Origin of the sequence: Pseudomonas edaphica (assembly GCF_965277385.1) — a bacterium.
GTDB lineage: Bacteria > Pseudomonadota > Gammaproteobacteria > Pseudomonadales > Pseudomonadaceae > Aquipseudomonas > Aquipseudomonas edaphica.
The window spans coordinates 4,268,035-4,286,875 of sequence record NZ_OZ255725.1; the positions used below are offsets into that span (position 1 = coordinate 4,268,035).

The window sequence follows — 18,841 nt, forward strand, 5'->3', positions numbered from 1 at the left end:
CAATAGTTGGCTTGTTATTCGTGCGTTTTGGTCAAATGTATTTTGCCGCATTGCGGCTTATTCCAAGGGTTGAATGTCGATAGCCTGCCGGCAGCCATTTTTAACCCTTTTGGAATCCCTCCCATGAAAAAAGTCCTCCTGCTCAACGGCGGCAAAAAATTCGCCCACTCCGACGGCCGCTATAACAGCACCTTGCACGACGCCGCCGTGGCCGTGCTCGACCGTGCCGGTATCGACGTCAAAGTCACCCATATCGACGAAGGCTATGACGTGGCCGAAGAAGTCGCCAAGTTCCTCTGGGCCGATGTGATCATCTACCAGATGCCCGGCTGGTGGATGGGTGCGCCGTGGATCGTCAAGAAGTACATCGACGAAGTCTTCACCGAAGGCCACGGCAGCCTGTACGCGAGCGATGGCCGCACCCGTTCGGATGCGTCGCAGAAATACGGCAGCGGCGGCCTGATCCAGGGCAAGCAATACATGCTGTCGCTGACCTGGAACGCACCGCAGCAAGCCTTCGACGACCCTGCCGACTTCTTCGAAGCCAAAGGCGTGGACGCTGTGTACTTCCCGTTCCACAAGGCCAACGAGTTCCTCGGCATGACCGGCCTGCCGACCTTCCTGTGTGTGGACGTGATGAAACGCCCGGCCATCGAGGCCGACGTGGCGCGCTACGAGCAGCATCTGGCGCAGGTGTTCAATTTCTCGGTGTAAGCTGCCTGCAACCGATAAAGAGGACAGCCTGTGAAAGCCCGATCCGATGAGCTACAGATCTTCGTCAGCGTGATTGAGTGCGGCTCGATTTCGGCGGCTGCGGAGCAGGTCGGGCAGACGCCGTCGGCGGTCAGCCGCACCTTGTCGCGCCTGGAAGCCAAGCTCGACACCACGCTGATCAACCGCACCACGCGGCGCATGGACCTGACCGAAGAGGGCAAGTATTTTTTCGAGCAGGCCAAGCTGATCCTGGCGCAGATGGACGAGCTGGAAGAGCGCCTGTCGTCGCGCCAGAAGAACCCCGCCGGGCGTCTGCGCATCAATGCGGCCGTGCCGTTCATGCTGCATGGGATCGTGCCGTACATTGCCGAGTTTCGCAGCCTCTACCCGGATATCCAGCTGGAGCTGAACAGTGACGACTTGATCATCGACCTGCTGGAGCAGAGCACCGACATTGCCATCCGCATCGGTGCCCTGGCCGACTCGACCCTGCATGCGCGCTCGTTGGGTTGTACGCCGCTGCATATCCTCGCCAGCCCCGACTACCTCAAGCGGTTCGGCACGCCGAAGACGGTGGCCGAGTTGGTCGACCATACGCTGCTGGGCTTCACCCAGACCGAAACCCTCAACCACTGGCCGCTGCGCCACGTGGAAGGCGACCGCTGGCTGATCCAGCCAAGCATTGCCGCCTCCAGCGGCGAAACCGTGCGCCAACTGGCGCTGGAAGGCCAGGGCATTTGCTGCCTGTCGAACTTCATGACCATCGCCGACATCGACGCCGGGCGCCTGGTGCCGGTACTGGAAGCCTTCAACAGCGGCTATCGCCAGCCGATCCACGCGGTGTTCTACCGTAACTCGCAGTTGGCGTTGCGCATCCAGTGCTTCCTGGATTTCATTCAAACCAAGCTTGTGCGGTATGCCTGCTGATTCGTGACCTGTGCGCAAGATTGAATTGGGCAACATGGGCTTATTCGGCGCAAATGAGTCCTTGATACTGGGCCCATCACTTACCCAGTCAGGAGCAACCTCCATGAACGTATTCGTCACCGGCGCAGCAGGGTTTATCGGCGGCTCCATCGCCACCGGCCTGGTCAAGGCCGGCCACACGGTCACCGGCCTGGTGCGCAGCGCCGAGCAAGCGGCTGAAATGACGGCCCTGGGTATTACGCCCGTGATCGGCACATTGGATGACGCTGACGTGTTGACCGCGCAGGCTTCTAAAGCTGATGCGGTGATCAATGCCGCCAGCAGCGACCATCGCGCTGCCGTCGAAACCTTGCTGGCCGCCTTGAAAGGCTCGAACAAGCCGTTCCTGCACACCAGCGGTTCGAGCATTGTCGGTGATGCGTCGGGCGGCAAAGCCAGCGATGTCATCTACGTTGAAGACAACCTGCCGGAGCCGACCGTCGACAAGGCCGCGCGTGTGGCCATCGACAACCTGATCCTGGCAGCCGCCAAAAACGGCGTGAACTCGGCAGTCATCTGCAACACCCTGATCTACGGCCACAGCCTGGGCGTGAAACGTGACAGCGTGCAATTGCCGCGCTTGCTCAAGCAAGCACGCAAAAGTGGTGTGGTGCGGCATGTGGGCACTGGCCAGAACATCTGGTCCAACGTGCACATTGAAGATGTGGTGGCCCTGTATCTGCTGGCGCTGACCAAGAACGTCCCGGGCACGTTCTACTTTGTGGAAAGCAGCGAAGCGGCGTTTGTCGACATGACCACCGCGATTGCCCAAGCGCTGAACCTGGGCGAGCCGCAGGACTGGCCATTGGCCGAAGCTGAGGCCGAGTGGGGCTATGAAATGGCCAACTATGGCCTGGGCTCCAACAGCCGGGTGCGTGGCAAACATGCGCGTGAATTGCTGGGCTGGGCGCCGAAGCGCACGTCGGTGGTGGAGTGGATTCGTCACGAGATGGTGTGATGTTCGCTTAGTACCGCGGCGCTGCCATCGCAGGCAAGCCAGCTCCCACACTTGAATGTATTCGCAATTCAAAATGTGGGAGCTGGCTTGCCTGCGATGAAGGCGACTCGGTTCATGTGTTGTTACACATTACTGGCCCCACCCGCCGCAATTCCGTACCATCCCCCGCCATATCCCTCGCTACTCCCTGGTACCTCATGAACCTCACCCGTCTGCGCGCCGACGCCCTGGCCGGCCTCACCACGTCTTTCGCGCTGCTGCCCGAATGCATCGCCTTTGCCCTTGTGGCTCACCTCAACCCGCTGATGGGCCTCTACGGCGCCTTTATCATCTGCACGCTCACGGCATTGTTCGGCGGCCGGCCGGGCATGGTCTCGGGCGCGGCGGGTTCGATGGCAGTGGTGATCGTGGCGCTGGTGGTGCAACACGGCGTGGAGTATCTGCTCGCAACGGTGCTGCTGGGCGGGCTGATCATGGTTGCGTTTGGCCTGTTACGCCTGGGCAAACTGGTGCGCATGGTGCCGCACTCGGTGATGCTCGGGTTCGTCAACGGCCTGGCGATCATCATTGCGCTGGCACAGTTGGAACATTTCAAAAGCGGTGAAACCTGGCTGAGCGGCACGCCGTTGTACGTGATGACCGGGCTGGTGGCGGCAACCATGGCGATTGTCTACCTGCTGCCACGCCTGACCCGCGCCGTGCCGCCCGCGCTGGTGGCGATTTTGGGCGTGGGCCTTGCGGTGTACTTGTTGGGTTTGCCAACCCGTACGTTGGGCGACATGGCCCACATCGCCGGCGGCCTGCCGACCTTTGCGTTGCCACAGATCCCGTGGAGCCTGGAAACCCTCGGCATCATCGCGCCTTATGCGTTCCTGATGGCGATGGTTGGCCTCTTGGAAACCCTGCTGACCCTGAACCTCACCGACGAAATCACCGAAACCCGTGGTTACCCCGATCGCGAAAGCGTGGCCTTGGGCGCGGCGAATATGGTCTCGGGCCTGTTTGGTGGCATGGGCGGTTGCGCGATGATCGGGCAAACCGTGATCAATTTAAGTTCCGGCGGGCGCGGGCGTTTCTCCGGGGTGTTTGCCGGGGTGATGATCCTGTTGTTCATTTTGTTTCTGTCGCCGCTGATCGAGCGCATTCCGCTGGCGGCTTTGGTCGGCGTGATGTTCGTGGTGTCCCAGCAGACCTTCGCCTGGGCGTCGCTGCGGGTGATCAACAAGGTGCCGGTCAACGACGTGCTGGTGATTATTGCGGTCACGGTGATTACCGTATTCACCGACCTGGCCACTGCCGTGTTGTGCGGCATCGTGATTGCGGCGCTGAACTTCGCCTGGCAACAGGCCCGCGAGCTGTATGCCGATGAGCATCTGGAAGCCGATGGCAGCAAGTTGTATCGCCTGCACGGCACGCTGTTCTTTGCCTCGACCACGCCGTTTTTGAACCAGTTCGACCCGGCCAACGACCCGGCCCAGGTGACGCTCGATTGCCGTCACCTGAGCTTTGTCGACTACTCAGCCATTGCTGCGCTGATGACCCTGCGCGAGCGCTATACCAAGGCCGGCAAGCACTTGCGGGTGCTGCATTTGTCGGAGCGCTGCAAGAAGCTGCTCAAGCGCGCGAAGGTTCATCACGACTGACGATCACGGCCCGACCAGGTCTTCCAGCTCCTGGGCGCGGGTCTGGGTCATGTCCAGCAGGCAGCCGGAGCCATTGACCTGATCAATGGTGCCGCCGGTGGCTGAGCCCGCAAAGCCGCAATTGGCGTCGCGGAATTTGATCCACAGGCGCTGAACGTCCTGCAATTGCTGTTTACGTGCTCCTTCCTGGGCGGCGAGGGCAGTTTTATAGGCCTTGTTCAGGCGCTCATCCTGCACCTTGGCTTCCTTGGCGTTGCAATTGACCATGTCGGCGGTGGTGTTGGCGCCGTCCATGCATTTCTTCAAGGCCGCGTTGTCGCTGGCCGAGGCGCTGCCGCAAAAGGCCAGCAGCAGTGCGCTGGCGGCGAAAGGAACAAGCAGGGTCTTGCGCTTCATTCTTGGTTTTCCTGGTTGTGGATAGGCCTGTCATCTGAGACTCGGCCCTGGCAACTGAGTTTCCGCACGCAAAAAACTTCATGTAAGAACACCCCCCGGATTTTCATCGGCTGGCGTTGGGCATGTCCCAAAGCGACAGCGCTTATCTGTGGGCGAAAATTACTTTCATAAAAATTGAAAATTAAACCCGGTAATGATTTATGAGTTTCACAACCAATTCGACGTGACCCTTTCCAAGGAGTACCGCATGGCCGCACCACTGGGCTTTGGGCTGTTGGCATACGCTGCCATCGCCATCATTGCATTGATCGTGCTGATTGCACGTTACCGACTCAACCCGTTTATCGTCATCACGTTGGTGTCTATCGGCCTGGCCTTGATGGCCGGCATGCCGGCGGACACCATCATGGGCTCTTATGAGGCGGGCGTCGGCAAGACCCTTGGGCATATCGCCCTGGTGGTGGCGCTGGGCACCATGCTCGGCAAGATGATGGCCGAATCCGGCGGTGCCGAGCAGGTGGCGCGCACGCTGATCAACCGTTTCGGCGAGCGCAACGCGCATTGGGCGATGGTGTGTATCGCGTTCCTGGTGGGGCTGCCGCTGTTTTTCGAGGTCGGTTTTGTATTGCTGGTGCCGATCGCCTTTACCGTGGCGCGGCGTGTGGGCGTGTCGATCCTGATGGTCGGCTTGCCGATGGTCGCCGGTCTGTCGGTGGTACACGCGCTGGTGCCGCCACACCCGGCGGCGATGATGGCGGTGCTGGCGTATAACGCCTCGGTGGGGCAGACCGTGCTGTATGCGATTTTGATCGGCATTCCCACGGCGATCATCGCCGGTCCCGTGTACGCCAAGTTCATCGTGCCGCGTATCCACCTGCCGGCGGAAAACCCGCTGGAACGCCAGTTTATCGAGCGCGAGCCGCGTACCCGCTTGCCAAGTTTCGCCCTGACCATGGGCACCATCCTGCTGCCGGTGGTGCTGATGATGATTGGCGGTTGGGCCAACGTGATTTCAACGCCGGGCACTGGCTTCAACCAGTTCCTGCTGTTTATCGGCAACTCGGTGATCGCGCTGCTGGTCGCCACGCTGGTGAGCTTCTGGACCCTGGGTCTGGCCCAGGGCTTCAATCGCGAAGCGATTCTCAAGTTCACCAATGAATGCCTGGCGCCGACCGCCAGCATCACCTTGCTGGTGGGCGCGGGCGGCGGCTTGAACCGCATTCTGGTGGACGCGGGCGTGACCAATGAGATTCTCGGCCTGGCGCATGCCTTTCACCTGTCGCCGCTGGTGATGGGCTGGCTGTTTGCCGCGTTGATGCGCATCGCCACCGGCTCGGCCACTGTGGCCATGACCACCGCCTCCGGTGTGGTCGCGCCCGTCGCCATGGGCCTGGGTTATCCACACCCGGAATTGTTGGTGCTGGCGACCGGCGCGGGCTCGGTGATCTTTTCCCACGTCAACGACGGTGGCTTCTGGCTGATCAAGGAATACTTCAATATGACGGTGATCCAGACCTTCAAGACCTGGACCGTGTTGGAGACTTTGATTTCGGTGGTCGCGTTTGGTCTGACTTACGGCCTGTCTCTCATTTTATAAGCCTTGTTTTATAAGGCTCGTTTTATAAGCCTCATTGTGTAAGCCGGAGCCGCCATGGACATCCTCTACCAGATCCGCGCCCGTCAGGATTCGTTCAGCGCCGGTGAAGGCCGTATCGCCAAGCTGATGCTCGATGATGTGGGCTTTGCCGCGTCGGCCAGCCTGGAAGCGTTGTCGCAACGGGCCGAGGTCAGCACGGCAACCTTGTCGCGTTTTGCCCGCAGCGTCGGTTGCCGCGATTTACGTGATTTGCGCCTGCAACTGGCCCAGGCCAGTGGCGTGGGCAGCCGCTTCCTCGACCCGGCCGGGTTGCCGGAGCAGTCGGCCTTTCACCGGCAGATTCTGGGCGATATCGAAGCGACGTTGCGTCAGCACCTGTCGGGGTTTAACCAGGCCAGTTTTGTTGATGCGGTCAGCCTGTTGGGCAAGGCGCGGATGATTCACGCGTTTGGCATGGGCGGCCCATCGAGCCTGTGCAGTGACGAATTGCAGGTGCGCCTGGTACGCCTGGGCTACCCGATTGCCGCCAGCCATGACCCGGTGATGATGCGGGTCACGGCGGCCACTTTAGGCCCGGAGCAGGCGCTGATCGTGTGCTCGCTCACCGGGCTGACGCCAGAACTGTTGGACGTCGTGAAGCTTGCGCGTAGCTACGATGCCCCCATCATCGCCATCACCCTGGCCGACTCTCCCCTGGCCGAATTGGCGGATGTATTACTGCCGCTGCAACCGGCCGAAACCAGTTTTATCTACAAGCCCACCGCGGCGCGCTACGGCATGCTGTTGGCCATCGACCTGCTCGCCACCGAACTGGCGCTGGCCCTGCCGGACGACAACCAGGAACGCCTGCGCCGGATCAAGCTGGCCCTCGACGATTATCGCGGCGGCCCCGACAGCCTGCCGCTTGGAGACTGATATGAAGTACGACACGTTGATCCGCCAGGCGCTGATCATTGATGGCAGCAACACGCCGGGCTATGTCGCCGATGTGGGGCTGCGCGCCGGGCGCATCGAGCGCATTGGCGATTTGTCGAACGCAATCGGTGAGCAGGAAATCGACGCCAGTGGCCGCGTGTTGGCACCGGGTTTTATCGACGTGCACACCCACGATGACACGGTGGTGATCCGCCACCCGCAGATGCTGCCCAAGCTCAGCCAGGGCGTGACCACAGTGATTGTCGGCAACTGCGGCATCAGCGCATCGCCGGTGAGTTTACGTAGCGATCCGCCGGACCCGATGAACCTTTTGGGCACGCGTGAGGCGTTCACTTACCCTCGTTTTGCCGATTACCGCGCCGCCGTGGAAAGTGCTCATCCGGCAGTCAACGTTGCCGCTTTGATCGGCCACACCGCCTTGCGCAGCAACCATATGGACGACCTGCACCGCACCGCCACGCCCAGTGAAATTGCCGCCATGCGTGTGCAGTTGCAGGAGAGTCTGCAGGCGGGTGCCCTCGGTTTATCCACAGGCCTGGCCTACGCCAGCGCGTTTAATGCCGAGACCGATGAAGTGCTGCAGCTCAGTGAAGAACTCACGGCGTTTGGTGCGGTGTACACCACGCATTTGCGCAGTGAATTCGAACCGGTACTGGAGGCGATGGACGAGGCGTTTGTGATTGGGCGACATGCGCAGGCGCCGGTGATCATTTCCCACCTCAAGTGCGCCGGTGCGGGCAATTGGGGGCGCAGTCCGCAACTGTTGGCATCGTTGGAATTGGCAGCGCAAACCCATCCGGTCGGGTGTGATTGCTATCCCTATGCCGCCAGCTCGTCGACGCTGGATTTGAAGCAGGTCACCGACGCGTTTCGTATCACTATTACCTGGTCAACACCGCACCCGGAGGTCGGCGGGCGCGACTTGCAGGACATCGCGGCGCAGTGGGAGGTTTCGCTGATGGATGCGGCACGTCGCCTGCAACCGGCAGGGGCGGTGTACTACGGGATGGATGAGGCGGATGTACGGCGTATTCTTGCGCATCCGTTGTCGATGGTGGGTTCGGATGGTTTGCCGGAAGACCCGTTTCCCCATCCACGTTTGTGGGGCGCATTTCCACGGGTGCTGGGGCACTTCAGCCGGGATGTGGGGTTGTTTCCACTGCACACGGCGGTGCACAAGATGACCGGGTTGTCGGCGGCGCGTTTTGGGCTGGCCGAGCGTGGAGAAATTCGTGAAGGGCACTGGGCCGACCTGGTGTTGTTCGACCCGTTGCGCGTGCGTGATGTGGCGGATTTCAAAGAACCGCAACGCGCTGCCGAGGGGATTGATGGCGTGTGGGTCAATGGCGTGCTGAGTTATAGCGATGGGCAGGCCAATGGGCAACGGCCGGGGCTGTTCCTTGCGCGCAATGGGGATTTGCGTGGCGGGTTTTCGTCCCTATAGTGGGCGCCTTCATACACGGAGCGGTTGCCATGCACTTAGGAAAAGTCACCCCGATTTTGCGGATCTTCGACGAGGCCAAGGCGTTGGAGTTCTACGTCGACTTCCTGGGGTTCAAGGTTGACTGGCAGCACCGTTTCGAGGCGAATTTCCCGTTGTATCTGCAAGTGTCGCTGGGCGAGTGCGTGCTGCATTTGTCCGAGCACCATGGCGATGCTTCGCCGGGCTCGGCGGTGCGGATTCAGGCGCAAGGCGTGGACGGCTACCAGCAGCAGTTGCTGGCCAAGGACTACCGGTATGCCAAGCCTGGGGTTGAAGAAACGCCTTGGGGCTCGCGGGAGATGAGCATCAAGGACCCGTTTGGGAATCGACTGGTGTTTGTTGAGGAAGGCGAGGGCTGAGGGCCAAGGGACTCAAGGCAAGCCGAGTATGTCCAAGTTTGCCTGTGGCGAGGGAGCTTGCTCCCGTTGGGCTGCGCAGCAGCCCCAAGGCATTCACTGCGCTCCCGATGTCAAATCTCGATCAACTTCAGTAGGGGCCGCTGCGCGACCCAGCGGGAGCAAGCTCCCTCGCCACAGAGATTGTGCGTAGTCAGAGTTGGTTTTTACACCCGGAAATGACTGACCATCTGCTGCAACTGGCTGCCCAAACGCGCCAGTTCCACGCTCGATTTAGCCGTCTCATCGCTCGCAGTAGCCGTTTGCTCCGACACATCGCGCACGTTCACAATGCTGCGGCTGATCTCTTCAGCCACGGCGCTCTGCTGCTCGGCGGCCGCTGCAATCTGCTGGTTCATCGACTGGATATTCGACACGGTACGCGTGATGTTCTCCAGCGACACACCGGCCTTGCGCGTCAGCTCGACGCTGCTGTCGGTGAGGCTGCGGCTGTTATTCATCACCGTGGCCACTTGCTGGGTGCCGTTCTGCAAACCGGCGACCAGGCCTTCGATTTCTTCGGTGGATTTTTGTGTGCGCTGGGCCAGGCCACGCACTTCGTCAGCCACCACGGCAAAGCCACGACCGGCTTCACCGGCACGCGCCGCTTCAATCGCCGCGTTGAGCGCCAACAGGTTGGTCTGCTCGGCCACGGCCTTGATCACGTCCATCACGCTGCCGATCTTGTTGCTCTCTTGTTGCAGGTGCGTCATTGCGTCAGTAGAGCGCGCCACTTCGGCGGCCAGGCGTTCGATCTGGGCGATGGCCTCGGCCACCACTTTGTCGCCGGCGCGGGCTTGGCCATCGGCATCGGCGGCGGCCAGCGACGCTTGCTCGGCGTTGCGCGCGACTTCCTGCACGGTGGCAGTCATTTCATGCATCGCGGTGGCGACTTGATCGGTCTCGATCTTCTGGCTGTTCACGCCGGCACTGGTCTGCTCGGTCACGGCCGAGAGTTCTTCGGCGGCGCTGGCGATCTGGGTTACGCCGTCACGAATGCCGCTGATCAGCTCGCGCAGGGTGGTGCCCATGCGCTGGATACCTTGCTGCAATACGCCGAGTTCATCGCGGCGGGTCACCTGGATGTTGTGGCTCAGGTCACCGGAAGCGATGCGTTCCACCACGGCCAGGGTGTCCTGGATCGGTCGGGTGATCTGGCGGGTAATAACCAGCGCCGCGATGATGCCGACCAACAACGCCAGCAAGGTGCTGATCAATTGCAGGCTGCGGGCCTGAGTGCTTTCGGCGTCGCGGCGATCGAGCTGGATGTCGTAAAGCTTGTCGCTGATGGTGACGATATCGGCACCCTGGGTGGTCATTTCGGCGCGCGCAGTGACGATATTGGCGTTGGCGGCCTTGTAGCTCTGTACGGCGCTGCGATAGGCACCGAGTGCGGTTTCCAGCGACGTCAGTGCGCTTTGTTGGCTGGTGCCAAACGCGGCGCTGAGGCTTTTCAAACCGGCGATGGCTTTATCGATTTGTGCAGCGGCGCGGGCTTCGGTTTCTGCGCTGGGGGAGTTGGTGTAGCCGCGCACTTCATAGCGCGCCAGGTGGAACTCTTCCTTGGCGTGCGTCACGGCCTGGTACTGGGTGAAGCGTTCCGGGCTGTCGGGCGCTTGCTGCACGCCGGTCTCCAGTGCGTCGATCTGTCCGTTGGCGATATCGGCCTTGTCGCCCATCACTTGGCGCGCGGCATTGCCGTTACGGTAGGCCTCACGCATTTTGTTCAGCGACTGCTGGTAAGCCGTGATGACGGCTTTCTGCTCGGTGAGCAGCTTGAGGTTTTCCGGGCTCTTGAAGCTGTCCAGCAGTTTCTGTTGCTGGGCGGCGAAGGCGTCGAGGCTGGTCTGGACGTTCTGTGCCACGGCTTCGTCGCCATTGGCGAGCATGTATTGCAGGCGCACGATGCGCAGCTTGGTCAGGGACGCGTTGAGCTGGGTGATGTCGCTCATCCAGTTGCTACGGTCAATCAAGCCGCCCAGGCTGGTCCAGCCGGTCAGGGCCAGGATCGAGGTGAGGACCAGCACCAGGCCAAAGCCCAGGCCGAGTTTGAGGTTGACGCTGATGTTGCCGAACCAGCTATTCATCGAATGCTCCGCAAGAATGATGTGTGTCTGCTGGACGGTGTTGTTGTTTGAGCCAGCCAAAGTTTGTACGGGGGTATCGGCGGCAGGCGATGATTCTGAAATACATTTCTTACGGGTGCGACGAAGGGTCGCCATTGCCTGGCAGCAACGGCGGCCCAGCAGGCTCCCAGCTGGCTTATAGTGCGGTAGCGGGCACCACGGTGAGTCTGAGGCAAGACGCGGCACCCGCGCTCAGGTGCACAGTGTTGCGTGCCACCCTTGAATGGTGGGCCTGGCCAGAAGGCTCACCACTGTTGGGGTTCACGTCAAACCTGGGGAAGTTGCTGCTGGCGATATCCAGGCGAAGTCGATGGCCGCGCTTGAACAGGTTGCAGGTGGCGAAGGGCTCGATCGTGACCTTTACCCGTTTGCCCGGTGTCAGTGCCGTCGGCTGCTCCCAGGAGTCTCGATAGCGACAACGGCGGATGCCGTCGGTGATGTTCATCGCAAAACCATCGGGGTAGTCGGCACTGGGCGGGTACAGGTCGATCAGCTTGGCGGTGAAGTCGGTGTCGGGTGCATCGCTGTCTATCCATAACTCGATCTGTACATCACCTGCGACAATCAAGTCTTCAATGAGCGGCTCGGTAAGGAAGCTCAGCACATCTTTGCGCTCGCTCAGAGGGCGGTTGTCGCCACGGGTGCCGAAGAAGTCGGCACGCTCACGTTGGTCGAAAGCGCCGCCCACAAAGATGGGGGCGCCGGAGGTCAGCGCACCGCCGAGGGTCGGGACCGGACAGGCCGGGTCGGCTAGGTAGCTCAAGCACGCGTCGGTTGCGTCTGGTGCAGTGCCGCTCAGTTGCCCTTGAGCCGTCAAGTAGAGCGTCTGCACCCGGCTGCCTGGCAGCGGCCATTGCGCCGATTGCAACCAGCGTCCGCCGTGTTGCAGTCGGCCGTCAGGGTCACGTTGGCCGCTGCCGCCCCCCATCAGAAATACCTGCACGCTGGCCTTGGGCGCGTGAGGCGAGGGTTTGAGCGATTGTTCGAACCACGCCAGGCGACAGCTCAGCCAGTTTTGATCGACCTGGCCATCGAATGCTGCCTGCGGCCCGAACTCGACGTCGCCGCTGTGGCTGATATTGCGGTCACCGTGCAGCCATGGCCCCATCACCAGCCGCTGGTGGGCCGAGGTGTTTTGCCTGAAGGCGCTGTAGTTGGCCAGGGTGGAGCTGACATAGGCGTCATACCAACTGGACATGAACAACACTGGAATGTCGGGCAGTTGCCGATAGTAGCCCTCGGCATAGATGCCGGACGTGCGCCAATACTCACTGAATGTGCCCTTGGCCCACTGCTCCAGCACGTAGGCCTCGTATTCCGGCACATGGCGCAAAGGTGACTGGCCGGGTTGCCAGGGCATCCGCGTAAACCAATGATGGATATCTTCCTGCTCCAGTGCTTGGCGAACCTGTGGATCGGCCAAGGCTGCTGGGCTTTCCTTGGCCTGGCGAAAGGCCCAGGTGGCCTGCTTGAGTTCGAACGCGCCACCCTGGCGAATCCCGCACTGATAGGCGTTGGCGAAGCCGCCGCTGTCGAGCACCATGCTGCTCAAGCCCGGTGGGTGCAGACAGGCCATCGCCAGTTGGGTATGCGCGGCGTAAGACAGGCCCATGCTGCCGATCTTGCCGTTGCACCACGGCTGGCGGACGATCCAGGCAAGCGTGTCGAAACCGTCCTCGCCCTCGGCGGTGTATTTGGTAAACACGCCTTCAGAGGCATAGCGGCCCCGGCAGTCCTGAAAGATTGCGACAAAGCCTTGGTCGGTAAAGCGTGCCGCCATCTGTTCTCGAGAGATGTGCTGGCCGTCGAGTTGTTTTTCCGAGCGAGAGGGTTTGCTCTTGTCGTAGGGCGTGCGTTCAATGACCACCGGGAAAGGGCCACAGCTGTCTGTCGGCAAATAGATATCGGTGGCCAGGTGGACGCCGTCGCGCATCGGGATCATGTGGTTGTGCAGGGTTTGCATGGGGAAAACACTCATCGACTCAGTACCCGCTCGTGACCGCGATAGCCAGCAACACCATCGCCAGTACGGCGTAGATCAGAAACAGCGGCAGGATGTAGCGCGCCCATTGGCCCCAACCGACATTGGCGGTGGCCAGCAACACCAGCAGGCCACTGGAGGTTGGGGTGATCATGTTGGTCAGGCCATTGCCCATCAGAAACGCGAATACAGTGGTCTGCGGGCTGACGCCGGAGAGTTGGCCCAGCGGGCCGAAGATCGGCATGGTCACCGCCGCCTGGCCCGAGGTGGACGGGATTAACACGTCCAGCCCCAGTTGTGCGAAGAACATGCCGTAGGCCGACACAATCGGGCCGTGGTCGCCTACCAGGTTGGCCAGGGTGTGGACGATGGTGTCGAGCACTTGGCCGGTACTGAGGATGATTTCCACGGCGGTGGCCAGGCCGATCAGCACGCCAGCAATCAGCACCTTCTTCATGCCATCGACAAAGGCACTGGCGGCGACACTCGCACCTAGCCCGGCAATCACACTGAACGCCACCGTCAGCAACAGGTAAAACGCCGACAGCTCATGGTACTTCCAGCCCCAGCGGTTGGAGGCGTAGACCAGAAAACCGATGCCGCTCAGCAGCACAGTCAGGTTGATCAAGTGGCGCGTGGGCAAGGGTTTATGTTCGAACGTAATCTGCGCTGTCGCATCCAAACCGTGCTTGCGGATACTCCACAGCACGAAGGCAATCCCCACCAGCAGAAAGCTGCAGTAAGCCAGTACGCGCATGCTTAAACCGCTGAATATCGGCAGCCCGACCATCGGCTGAGCGACGGACAGCGCCACGGGATTGGAGATTGAGGCGAGGTAGCCGATCTTCACCGAGATCGTGACGATAGCCAGCCCGATCAGGTTCGACAGCCCCAGCCGGTTGGCCATGGCGACCATCAGCGGCACGATCAGAATAAACTCCTTGGCCAGGCCCATGAACGTGCTGCCCGCCGAGAACACCAGCATCAGGCTCGGCACCAGCACGTAGATGTTGCCGCGGGTCAGGCCCAGTAAACGCTCCAGTCCGGCGTCGATCACCCCGGCCTTGTTCAGTACGCCAAACATGCCGCCGATGAACAGCACCATGAAGATCAGCGCTGCACGTTTCTCGATGCCTTGGGGGATGGCCATGAAACCTTCGACCAGCGACACCGGGCGGGCCACGGTATCGCCGGCCTTGCGTGGCTCCAGCGCGAACAGTTGGCCAAGGCTGTCGTGTTTCTCCAGCACCTGATAAGAGCCGGGTACGACCAGCCCGTTCTGACGCTCGAACTTGCCCGAGTTCACCGCGTAGGTGAAGGCCACGGCGAGCAAGACGATGCTCAGCAGGATGATGGCCGGGTTGATCTGTTTGCGTTGCGTGGGTTTTTCCACCGCCGCCGCTGTGGAGAAATGCTGTGATTCGCTCATGCTGGCTGCCCCGGCGTTTGCCGTTGTTGTTATGGGGGAGTGACGCGTGTGGAGCGGACACTAGGGCAAAGTTTTGGCGGCGACAACGTTATGCGCAGGGTGGGTCAGGCTATGCGTTTTGTGCGTTCAAGCGCTGCTTGAGGTGCTCGGCAAACGCTGTGACTACTTGTGGGCGTGGCTCATTGGTGCGATAGGCCAGGCCGAAAGCGTAAGGCAGTGCAGGGCGAAAAGGCCGGGTCACGATCGGCAGGTGCAGGAAGTGGCTGGCGAGCAAACCGTTGACGATCGACACCCCGAGGCCTTCGGCGACAAAGCTGCACGCCGCGCCTACCGAATGCACTTCGACCCGCACTTGCGGCGTGAGGTTGGCAGCGCGGAACACCTGGTTCAACTCGGCCCGTAAAGCCCGTTGTCGGCCCAGCATCACCAACGGCACATTGCGCAAGTGCTGCACCTCGATACAGGCGTGGCGAGTCAGTGGGTGGTCGGCGGGCATCACGCATACGCCTTCGGTTTGCAGTACGGGCTCGATGTCGAAGTCGGGAATTTCCGTCGGCAGGCGCACAAAACCCAGGTCGGCGGACCGGTCGAGTACGGCGCGCTCGATCATGTCGTAAGAGCCGGTCAGCAACTCGACCACGATGTCGTCATGGCTCTTGAGAAACTCCGCGACGATCCGTGGCAAAAGCTCTTGGGTCATGCTGGTGGGCACCCCGACCTTGAGCAGACTTTTGCGCGAGCGGCCCACACGCATTTCGTCTGCCAGGCGCTGGATACGCTGCATGCCGTCTACCAGGCCAGCGACCTCGGTCAGCAACTCTTCCGCTTCTGCGGTGGCCATCAGGCGACCTTTTTTGCGCAGAAACAACACGAAACCCAACGCTTCTTCCAACTGACTCAACAGACGGCTGACGGCCGATTGCGACAGGCCCATGCGGGTTGCTGCGCCGATGGTCGAACCGGTGGACATGATCGCCTTGAAGGCTTCGAGCTGCTTGAGATTCACCGTGATTTTCCTGTCGGTTGCGAGGGGCAAACGGCGCTTTTCACATAGCCCAATGCGCATCTCGCATAACGTTGTGGGGCTTTCGACGAGCCGTTAGTGTCCGCTCCAACGCGAGGTGCCGTCCAGTGTGTCGCGCGGTGGAACTGCCCATAAAAAAACGACAATAAGGCATAGAGGAAACAGCGATGCATAAACTTTTCAATCAGGGAAAATTGGCCTCGGCGTGCCTGCTGGCAGGTGTGTCGCCTGTACTCCTGGCCCAGGGGTTCTGGGAGGATTCAAAGGCTCGCCTGACCTTGCGTAATTTCTACTTCAACGACGATTACCGCGACGGCGGCGAGGATCGCAAAGAGTGGGCGCAAGGTTTTTTACTCAACCTGCAGTCAGGCTATACCGAGGGCACGCTAGGGTTTGGTCTGGACGCGTTGGGGTTGGCGGGGCTGCGGCTCGACTCCAGCCCGACTCACGCCGGCACGGGTTTATTGCCGGTGCATGACGATGGCCATGCCGCCAGTGAATTCTCCAGCCTGGGCGTCACCGCAAAGATGCGCTGGGGCGATGCCGTGGTGAAAACCGGTACCTTGCTGCCGAAGATTCCAGTGCTGGTGCATAACGATGGACGCCTGCTGCCGCAGACTTTTCAAGGCACTCAGGTGGAGTACAGTGGTATTCGCAACCTGTACCTGCATGCCGGGCACCTGGATAAATTCAAGCAGCGAAACTCCACCGACAGCGTGGCTATTTATCCCCAGGGCTACAGCGGCAAACAGGGCAGTGATTTCGATTTTGCCGGCGCCTCTTATGCCTTCACGCCGCAGCTCAGTGGCACTTGGTATTACGGCGAAATGCGTGAGTTCTATCGTCAGCAGTTTTTTGGCCTTGTGCATAAACAGCCGGTGGGTAACGGCACGCTGACCAGTGATTTGCGTTATTTCATCAGCAGCGATGCGGGTGAGGCGCGCAACGGCAAAGTGGACAGCGACATGTTCAGCGGGTTGTTCACCTATCGCCTGGGCGCACAGGCGCTGGGCGTCGGTTATCAGAAGGTCAACGGCGACACTGCGCTGCCTTATGCCAGTGTCTCGACGGTGTATTCCTTCACTAACGCCGGTGTGGGCAAGTTCATCCAGGCCGGTGAGCAAACCTGGATGCTGCGCTACGACTATGATTTTGAAGCCGTGCTGCCGGGCCTGAGTTTCATGACCCGCTATTACAAAGGGCGCAACGGTGATTACAGAGGGCGTGAGGCGCGGGAGTGGGAGTCGGACACTAACCTGCGCTATGTCATCCAGGACAGTACCTTCAAAGGCTTGGGCGTGGAGTTGCGCAAAGCGACCTATCGTTCCACCTACGCCAGCGACCGCGATAACTATCGGCTTTATCTGACCTACGACCTGGCCCTTTGGTAGTGGGGCAGGGGGCTGATCAGAGGCGGGTCTTGTGTGCTAGTCTGCGGGCCCTTTTAGTTTTGGATGACACGGGAAACCGTGCTGTCCTACAGCGGAGCCTCTTCATGTCCGAAGTTAATCTGTCCACCGACGAAACCCGCGTCAGCTACGGTATCGGCCGTCAGTTGGGCGACCAACTGCGCGACAACCCACCACCGGGCGTGAGCATCGACGCCATCCTGGCCGGCCTGACCGACGCGTTCGACGGCAAAGCAAGCCGCGTTGACCAAGAGCAAATGGCGGCGAGCTTCAAAGTGATCCGTGAAATCATGCAAGCCGAAGCGGCTGCCAAGGCAGAAGCAGCTGCTGGCGCTGGCCTGGCGTTCCTGGCTGAAAACGCCAAGCGTGATGGCATCACCACCCTGGCTTCCGGCCTGCAATTTGAAGTGCTGACTGCAGGTGACGGCGCCAAGCCGACCCGTGAAGACCAAGTGCGTACTCACTACCACGGCACCCTGATCGACGGCACTGTGTTCGACAGCTCCTACGAGCGCGGCCAGCCTGCAGAATTCCCGGTTGGCGGCGTGATCGCCGGCTGGACCGAAGCCCTGCAACTGATGAATGCCGGCAGCAAATGGCGTCTGTACGTGCCGAGCGAACTGGCTTACGGCGCTCAAGGCGTTGGCAGCATTCCGCCGCACAGCGTTCTGGTGTTCGACGTTGAGTTGCTCGACGTTCTGTAAGACCTGTTGATGGTTGCGCCGGGTCCTATGTGGGAGCCGGGATTGATGTGGCGAGCAAGCTTGCTTGCGCTGGGGTGCGAAGCGCCCCTAAAGGCCTGCGACTGCTGCGCAGCCGAGCGGGAGCAAGCTCCCTCGCCACAACAAGTCCAGCTCCCACATAGAGCCGGTGCATTCAGGTTTTGCGCGGTGGTTCATGGATGGAACTTGCCATTGAGCTCTGTCGCCGGGCGCAACGCTCGGGCATAGCAGAACAGAAACAGATTACGCACCACCTCCTTCAGCACCCCAGGCTCACTGGAACTCAGGCCGTTGACGTCCAGGTCGCCTTGATCCTGCAGTTCATTCAGCGCTTCTTCTTCCAGCACCGCACAGACTTCGCCGGTTTCCCGATGCAGGATCCGCAGGTATGGGTGTGGGCGGTCCAGCCAGGCATCTATCAAATAAGTCATGGTCGTTCTCCTTGATGGGTTTCAATGAGAATAATTCTTATTCGTGGAATAGCAAGTGCCTATTGGCGGTTTCCTGGTTTTTCTGTGTGGATGTTGAGGCAGGTCAGCGCAGAGGGCAAAACGCCATCCCGCGGCTGGCGCGGGATGGATGCAGCAGGTTCAGACTTTGCGCACGAACTCGGACTTGAGTTTCATCGGGCCGATACCGTCGATCTTGCAATCGATATCGTGATCGCCGTCGCACAGGCGGATGTTCTTGACCTTGGTGCCGACCTTGACCACCAGGGACGTGCCCTTGACCTTGAGGTCCTTGATCACGGTGATGGTGTCGCCGTCTTGCAGGACATTGCCCACAGAGTCTTTCTTCACGGTTTCGTCGCCCGCCACTTCGGCCTCGCCATTGGCGGACCACTCATGGGCGCATTCCGGGCAGATCAGCTGGGCGCCGTCTTCGTAGGTGTACTCGGAATTGCATTTCGGGCAGGGTGGCAACGTGCTCACTAAAGCTCCTTGAAAGTCAGGATGGCTAAAAGTCGCACATTATATAGGGTTTATTGCAGGTTGGGGTGGGCGCCTCGGAACCTTGTGGGAGCCGGGCTTGCCCGCGATGCAGGCACCGTGGTGTGTCAGT

General features: G+C 60.7%; 17 protein-coding genes and 1 pseudogene. 10 read left to right on the forward strand and 8 right to left on the reverse strand.

The features are described from left to right. The first annotated feature begins 123 nt into the window (after positions 1-123). From ACQY47_RS19360 to ACQY47_RS19375, 4 genes are all read left to right on the forward strand, one after another. Positions 124-714: an NAD(P)H-dependent oxidoreductase gene (locus ACQY47_RS19360; RefSeq protein WP_200432524.1), complete on the forward strand. Its 591-nt coding sequence runs from the start codon at positions 124-126 to the stop codon at positions 712-714. A 30-nt stretch (positions 715-744) separates the two neighbouring features. After that, positions 745-1,641, forward strand: a complete 897-nt coding sequence (locus ACQY47_RS19365) for a LysR substrate-binding domain-containing protein (RefSeq protein WP_428551096.1) — start codon at positions 745-747, stop codon at positions 1,639-1,641. Positions 1,642-1,744: 103 nt separating this feature from the next. Next, the gene (locus ACQY47_RS19370) at positions 1,745-2,638 is read left to right on the forward strand and encodes an NAD-dependent epimerase/dehydratase family protein (protein ID WP_428551099.1); all 894 of its coding nucleotides are present in this window, start codon (positions 1,745-1,747) and stop codon (positions 2,636-2,638) included. 197 nt (positions 2,639-2,835) lie between these two features. Next, the gene (locus tag ACQY47_RS19375; protein WP_200432527.1) at positions 2,836-4,281 is read left to right on the forward strand and encodes a SulP family inorganic anion transporter; all 1,446 of its coding nucleotides are present in this window, start codon (positions 2,836-2,838) and stop codon (positions 4,279-4,281) included. Positions 4,282-4,284: 3 nt separating this feature from the next. Here the strand turns inward: ACQY47_RS19375 and ACQY47_RS19380 are convergent, their stop codons facing one another. Further along, on the reverse strand, positions 4,285-4,677 hold the full coding sequence (locus tag ACQY47_RS19380; protein WP_200432528.1) for a lysozyme inhibitor LprI family protein: 393 nt from the start codon (positions 4,675-4,677) through the stop codon (positions 4,285-4,287). Between the two features lie 247 nt (positions 4,678-4,924). Between ACQY47_RS19380 and ACQY47_RS19385 the strand changes: the two genes are divergently transcribed. The 4 genes from ACQY47_RS19385 to ACQY47_RS19400 are packed head-to-tail and all read left to right on the forward strand — an operon-like array spanning position 4,925 to position 9,052. Beyond that, positions 4,925-6,274 carry a gluconate:H+ symporter gene (locus tag ACQY47_RS19385; protein WP_244657824.1) on the forward strand — a complete coding sequence of 450 codons (1,350 nt, stop codon included), beginning with the start codon at positions 4,925-4,927 and terminating at the stop codon, positions 6,272-6,274. 54 nt (positions 6,275-6,328) lie between these two features. Further along, the gene (locus tag ACQY47_RS19390; RefSeq protein ID WP_017137948.1) at positions 6,329-7,189 is read left to right on the forward strand and encodes a MurR/RpiR family transcriptional regulator; all 861 of its coding nucleotides are present in this window, start codon (positions 6,329-6,331) and stop codon (positions 7,187-7,189) included. Position 7,190: 1 nt separating this feature from the next. Further along, positions 7,191-8,654 (forward strand): N-acyl-D-amino-acid deacylase family protein, encoded by a 1,464-nt coding sequence (locus ACQY47_RS19395; RefSeq protein ID WP_428551105.1) that lies wholly within the window; start codon positions 7,191-7,193, stop codon positions 8,652-8,654. A 29-nt stretch (positions 8,655-8,683) separates the two neighbouring features. Beyond that, entirely contained in the window at positions 8,684-9,052 is a 369-nt protein-coding gene (locus ACQY47_RS19400) for a glyoxalase superfamily protein (RefSeq protein WP_017137946.1), read from the forward strand. Positions 9,053-9,255: 203 nt separating this feature from the next. Here the strand turns inward: ACQY47_RS19400 and ACQY47_RS19405 are convergent, their stop codons facing one another. The 5 genes and pseudogenes from ACQY47_RS19405 to ACQY47_RS19425 form a co-directional block, all read right to left on the reverse strand. Further along, a complete protein-coding gene (locus ACQY47_RS19405) occupies positions 9,256-10,119 on the reverse strand; it encodes a methyl-accepting chemotaxis protein (RefSeq protein ID WP_371317720.1) in 864 nt (287 codons plus the stop codon). A gap of 39 nt (positions 10,120-10,158) precedes the next feature. Further along, positions 10,159-11,310 (reverse strand): annotated as a pseudogene (locus tag ACQY47_RS19410) (methyl-accepting chemotaxis protein); the annotation flags it as partial. 40 nt (positions 11,311-11,350) lie between these two features. Continuing rightward, positions 11,351-13,177 (reverse strand): CocE/NonD family hydrolase, encoded by a 1,827-nt coding sequence (locus ACQY47_RS19415; protein WP_428557368.1) that lies wholly within the window; start codon positions 13,175-13,177, stop codon positions 11,351-11,353. 19 nt (positions 13,178-13,196) lie between these two features. After that, positions 13,197-14,624 carry a YfcC family protein gene (locus tag ACQY47_RS19420; RefSeq protein ID WP_428551107.1) on the reverse strand — a complete coding sequence of 476 codons (1,428 nt, stop codon included), beginning with the start codon at positions 14,622-14,624 and terminating at the stop codon, positions 13,197-13,199. Between the two features lie 109 nt (positions 14,625-14,733). Then, positions 14,734-15,630: a LysR family transcriptional regulator gene (locus ACQY47_RS19425; RefSeq protein ID WP_138451937.1), complete on the reverse strand. Its 897-nt coding sequence runs from the start codon at positions 15,628-15,630 to the stop codon at positions 14,734-14,736. Positions 15,631-15,815: 185 nt separating this feature from the next. On the opposite strand from ACQY47_RS19425, the gene ACQY47_RS19430 reads away from it, so the two are divergent. Together ACQY47_RS19430 and ACQY47_RS19435 are read left to right on the forward strand one after the other, a co-directional pair. Continuing rightward, on the forward strand, positions 15,816-17,039 hold the full coding sequence (locus ACQY47_RS19430) for an OprD family porin (protein ID WP_428551110.1): 1,224 nt from the start codon (positions 15,816-15,818) through the stop codon (positions 17,037-17,039). 104 nt (positions 17,040-17,143) lie between these two features. Beyond that, positions 17,144-17,761 carry an FKBP-type peptidyl-prolyl cis-trans isomerase gene (locus ACQY47_RS19435; RefSeq protein WP_017137944.1) on the forward strand — a complete coding sequence of 206 codons (618 nt, stop codon included), beginning with the start codon at positions 17,144-17,146 and terminating at the stop codon, positions 17,759-17,761. A gap of 191 nt (positions 17,762-17,952) precedes the next feature. Here ACQY47_RS19435 and ACQY47_RS19440 read toward each other — a convergent pair whose 3' ends face one another. Next, positions 17,953-18,210 carry a PA4570 family protein gene (locus ACQY47_RS19440; RefSeq protein ID WP_003194088.1) on the reverse strand — a complete coding sequence of 86 codons (258 nt, stop codon included), beginning with the start codon at positions 18,208-18,210 and terminating at the stop codon, positions 17,953-17,955. A 159-nt stretch (positions 18,211-18,369) separates the two neighbouring features. Then, positions 18,370-18,711 (reverse strand): zinc ribbon domain-containing protein YjdM, encoded by a 342-nt coding sequence (locus ACQY47_RS19445; protein ID WP_003230858.1) that lies wholly within the window; start codon positions 18,709-18,711, stop codon positions 18,370-18,372. Positions 18,712-18,841: the final 130 nt, after the last annotated feature.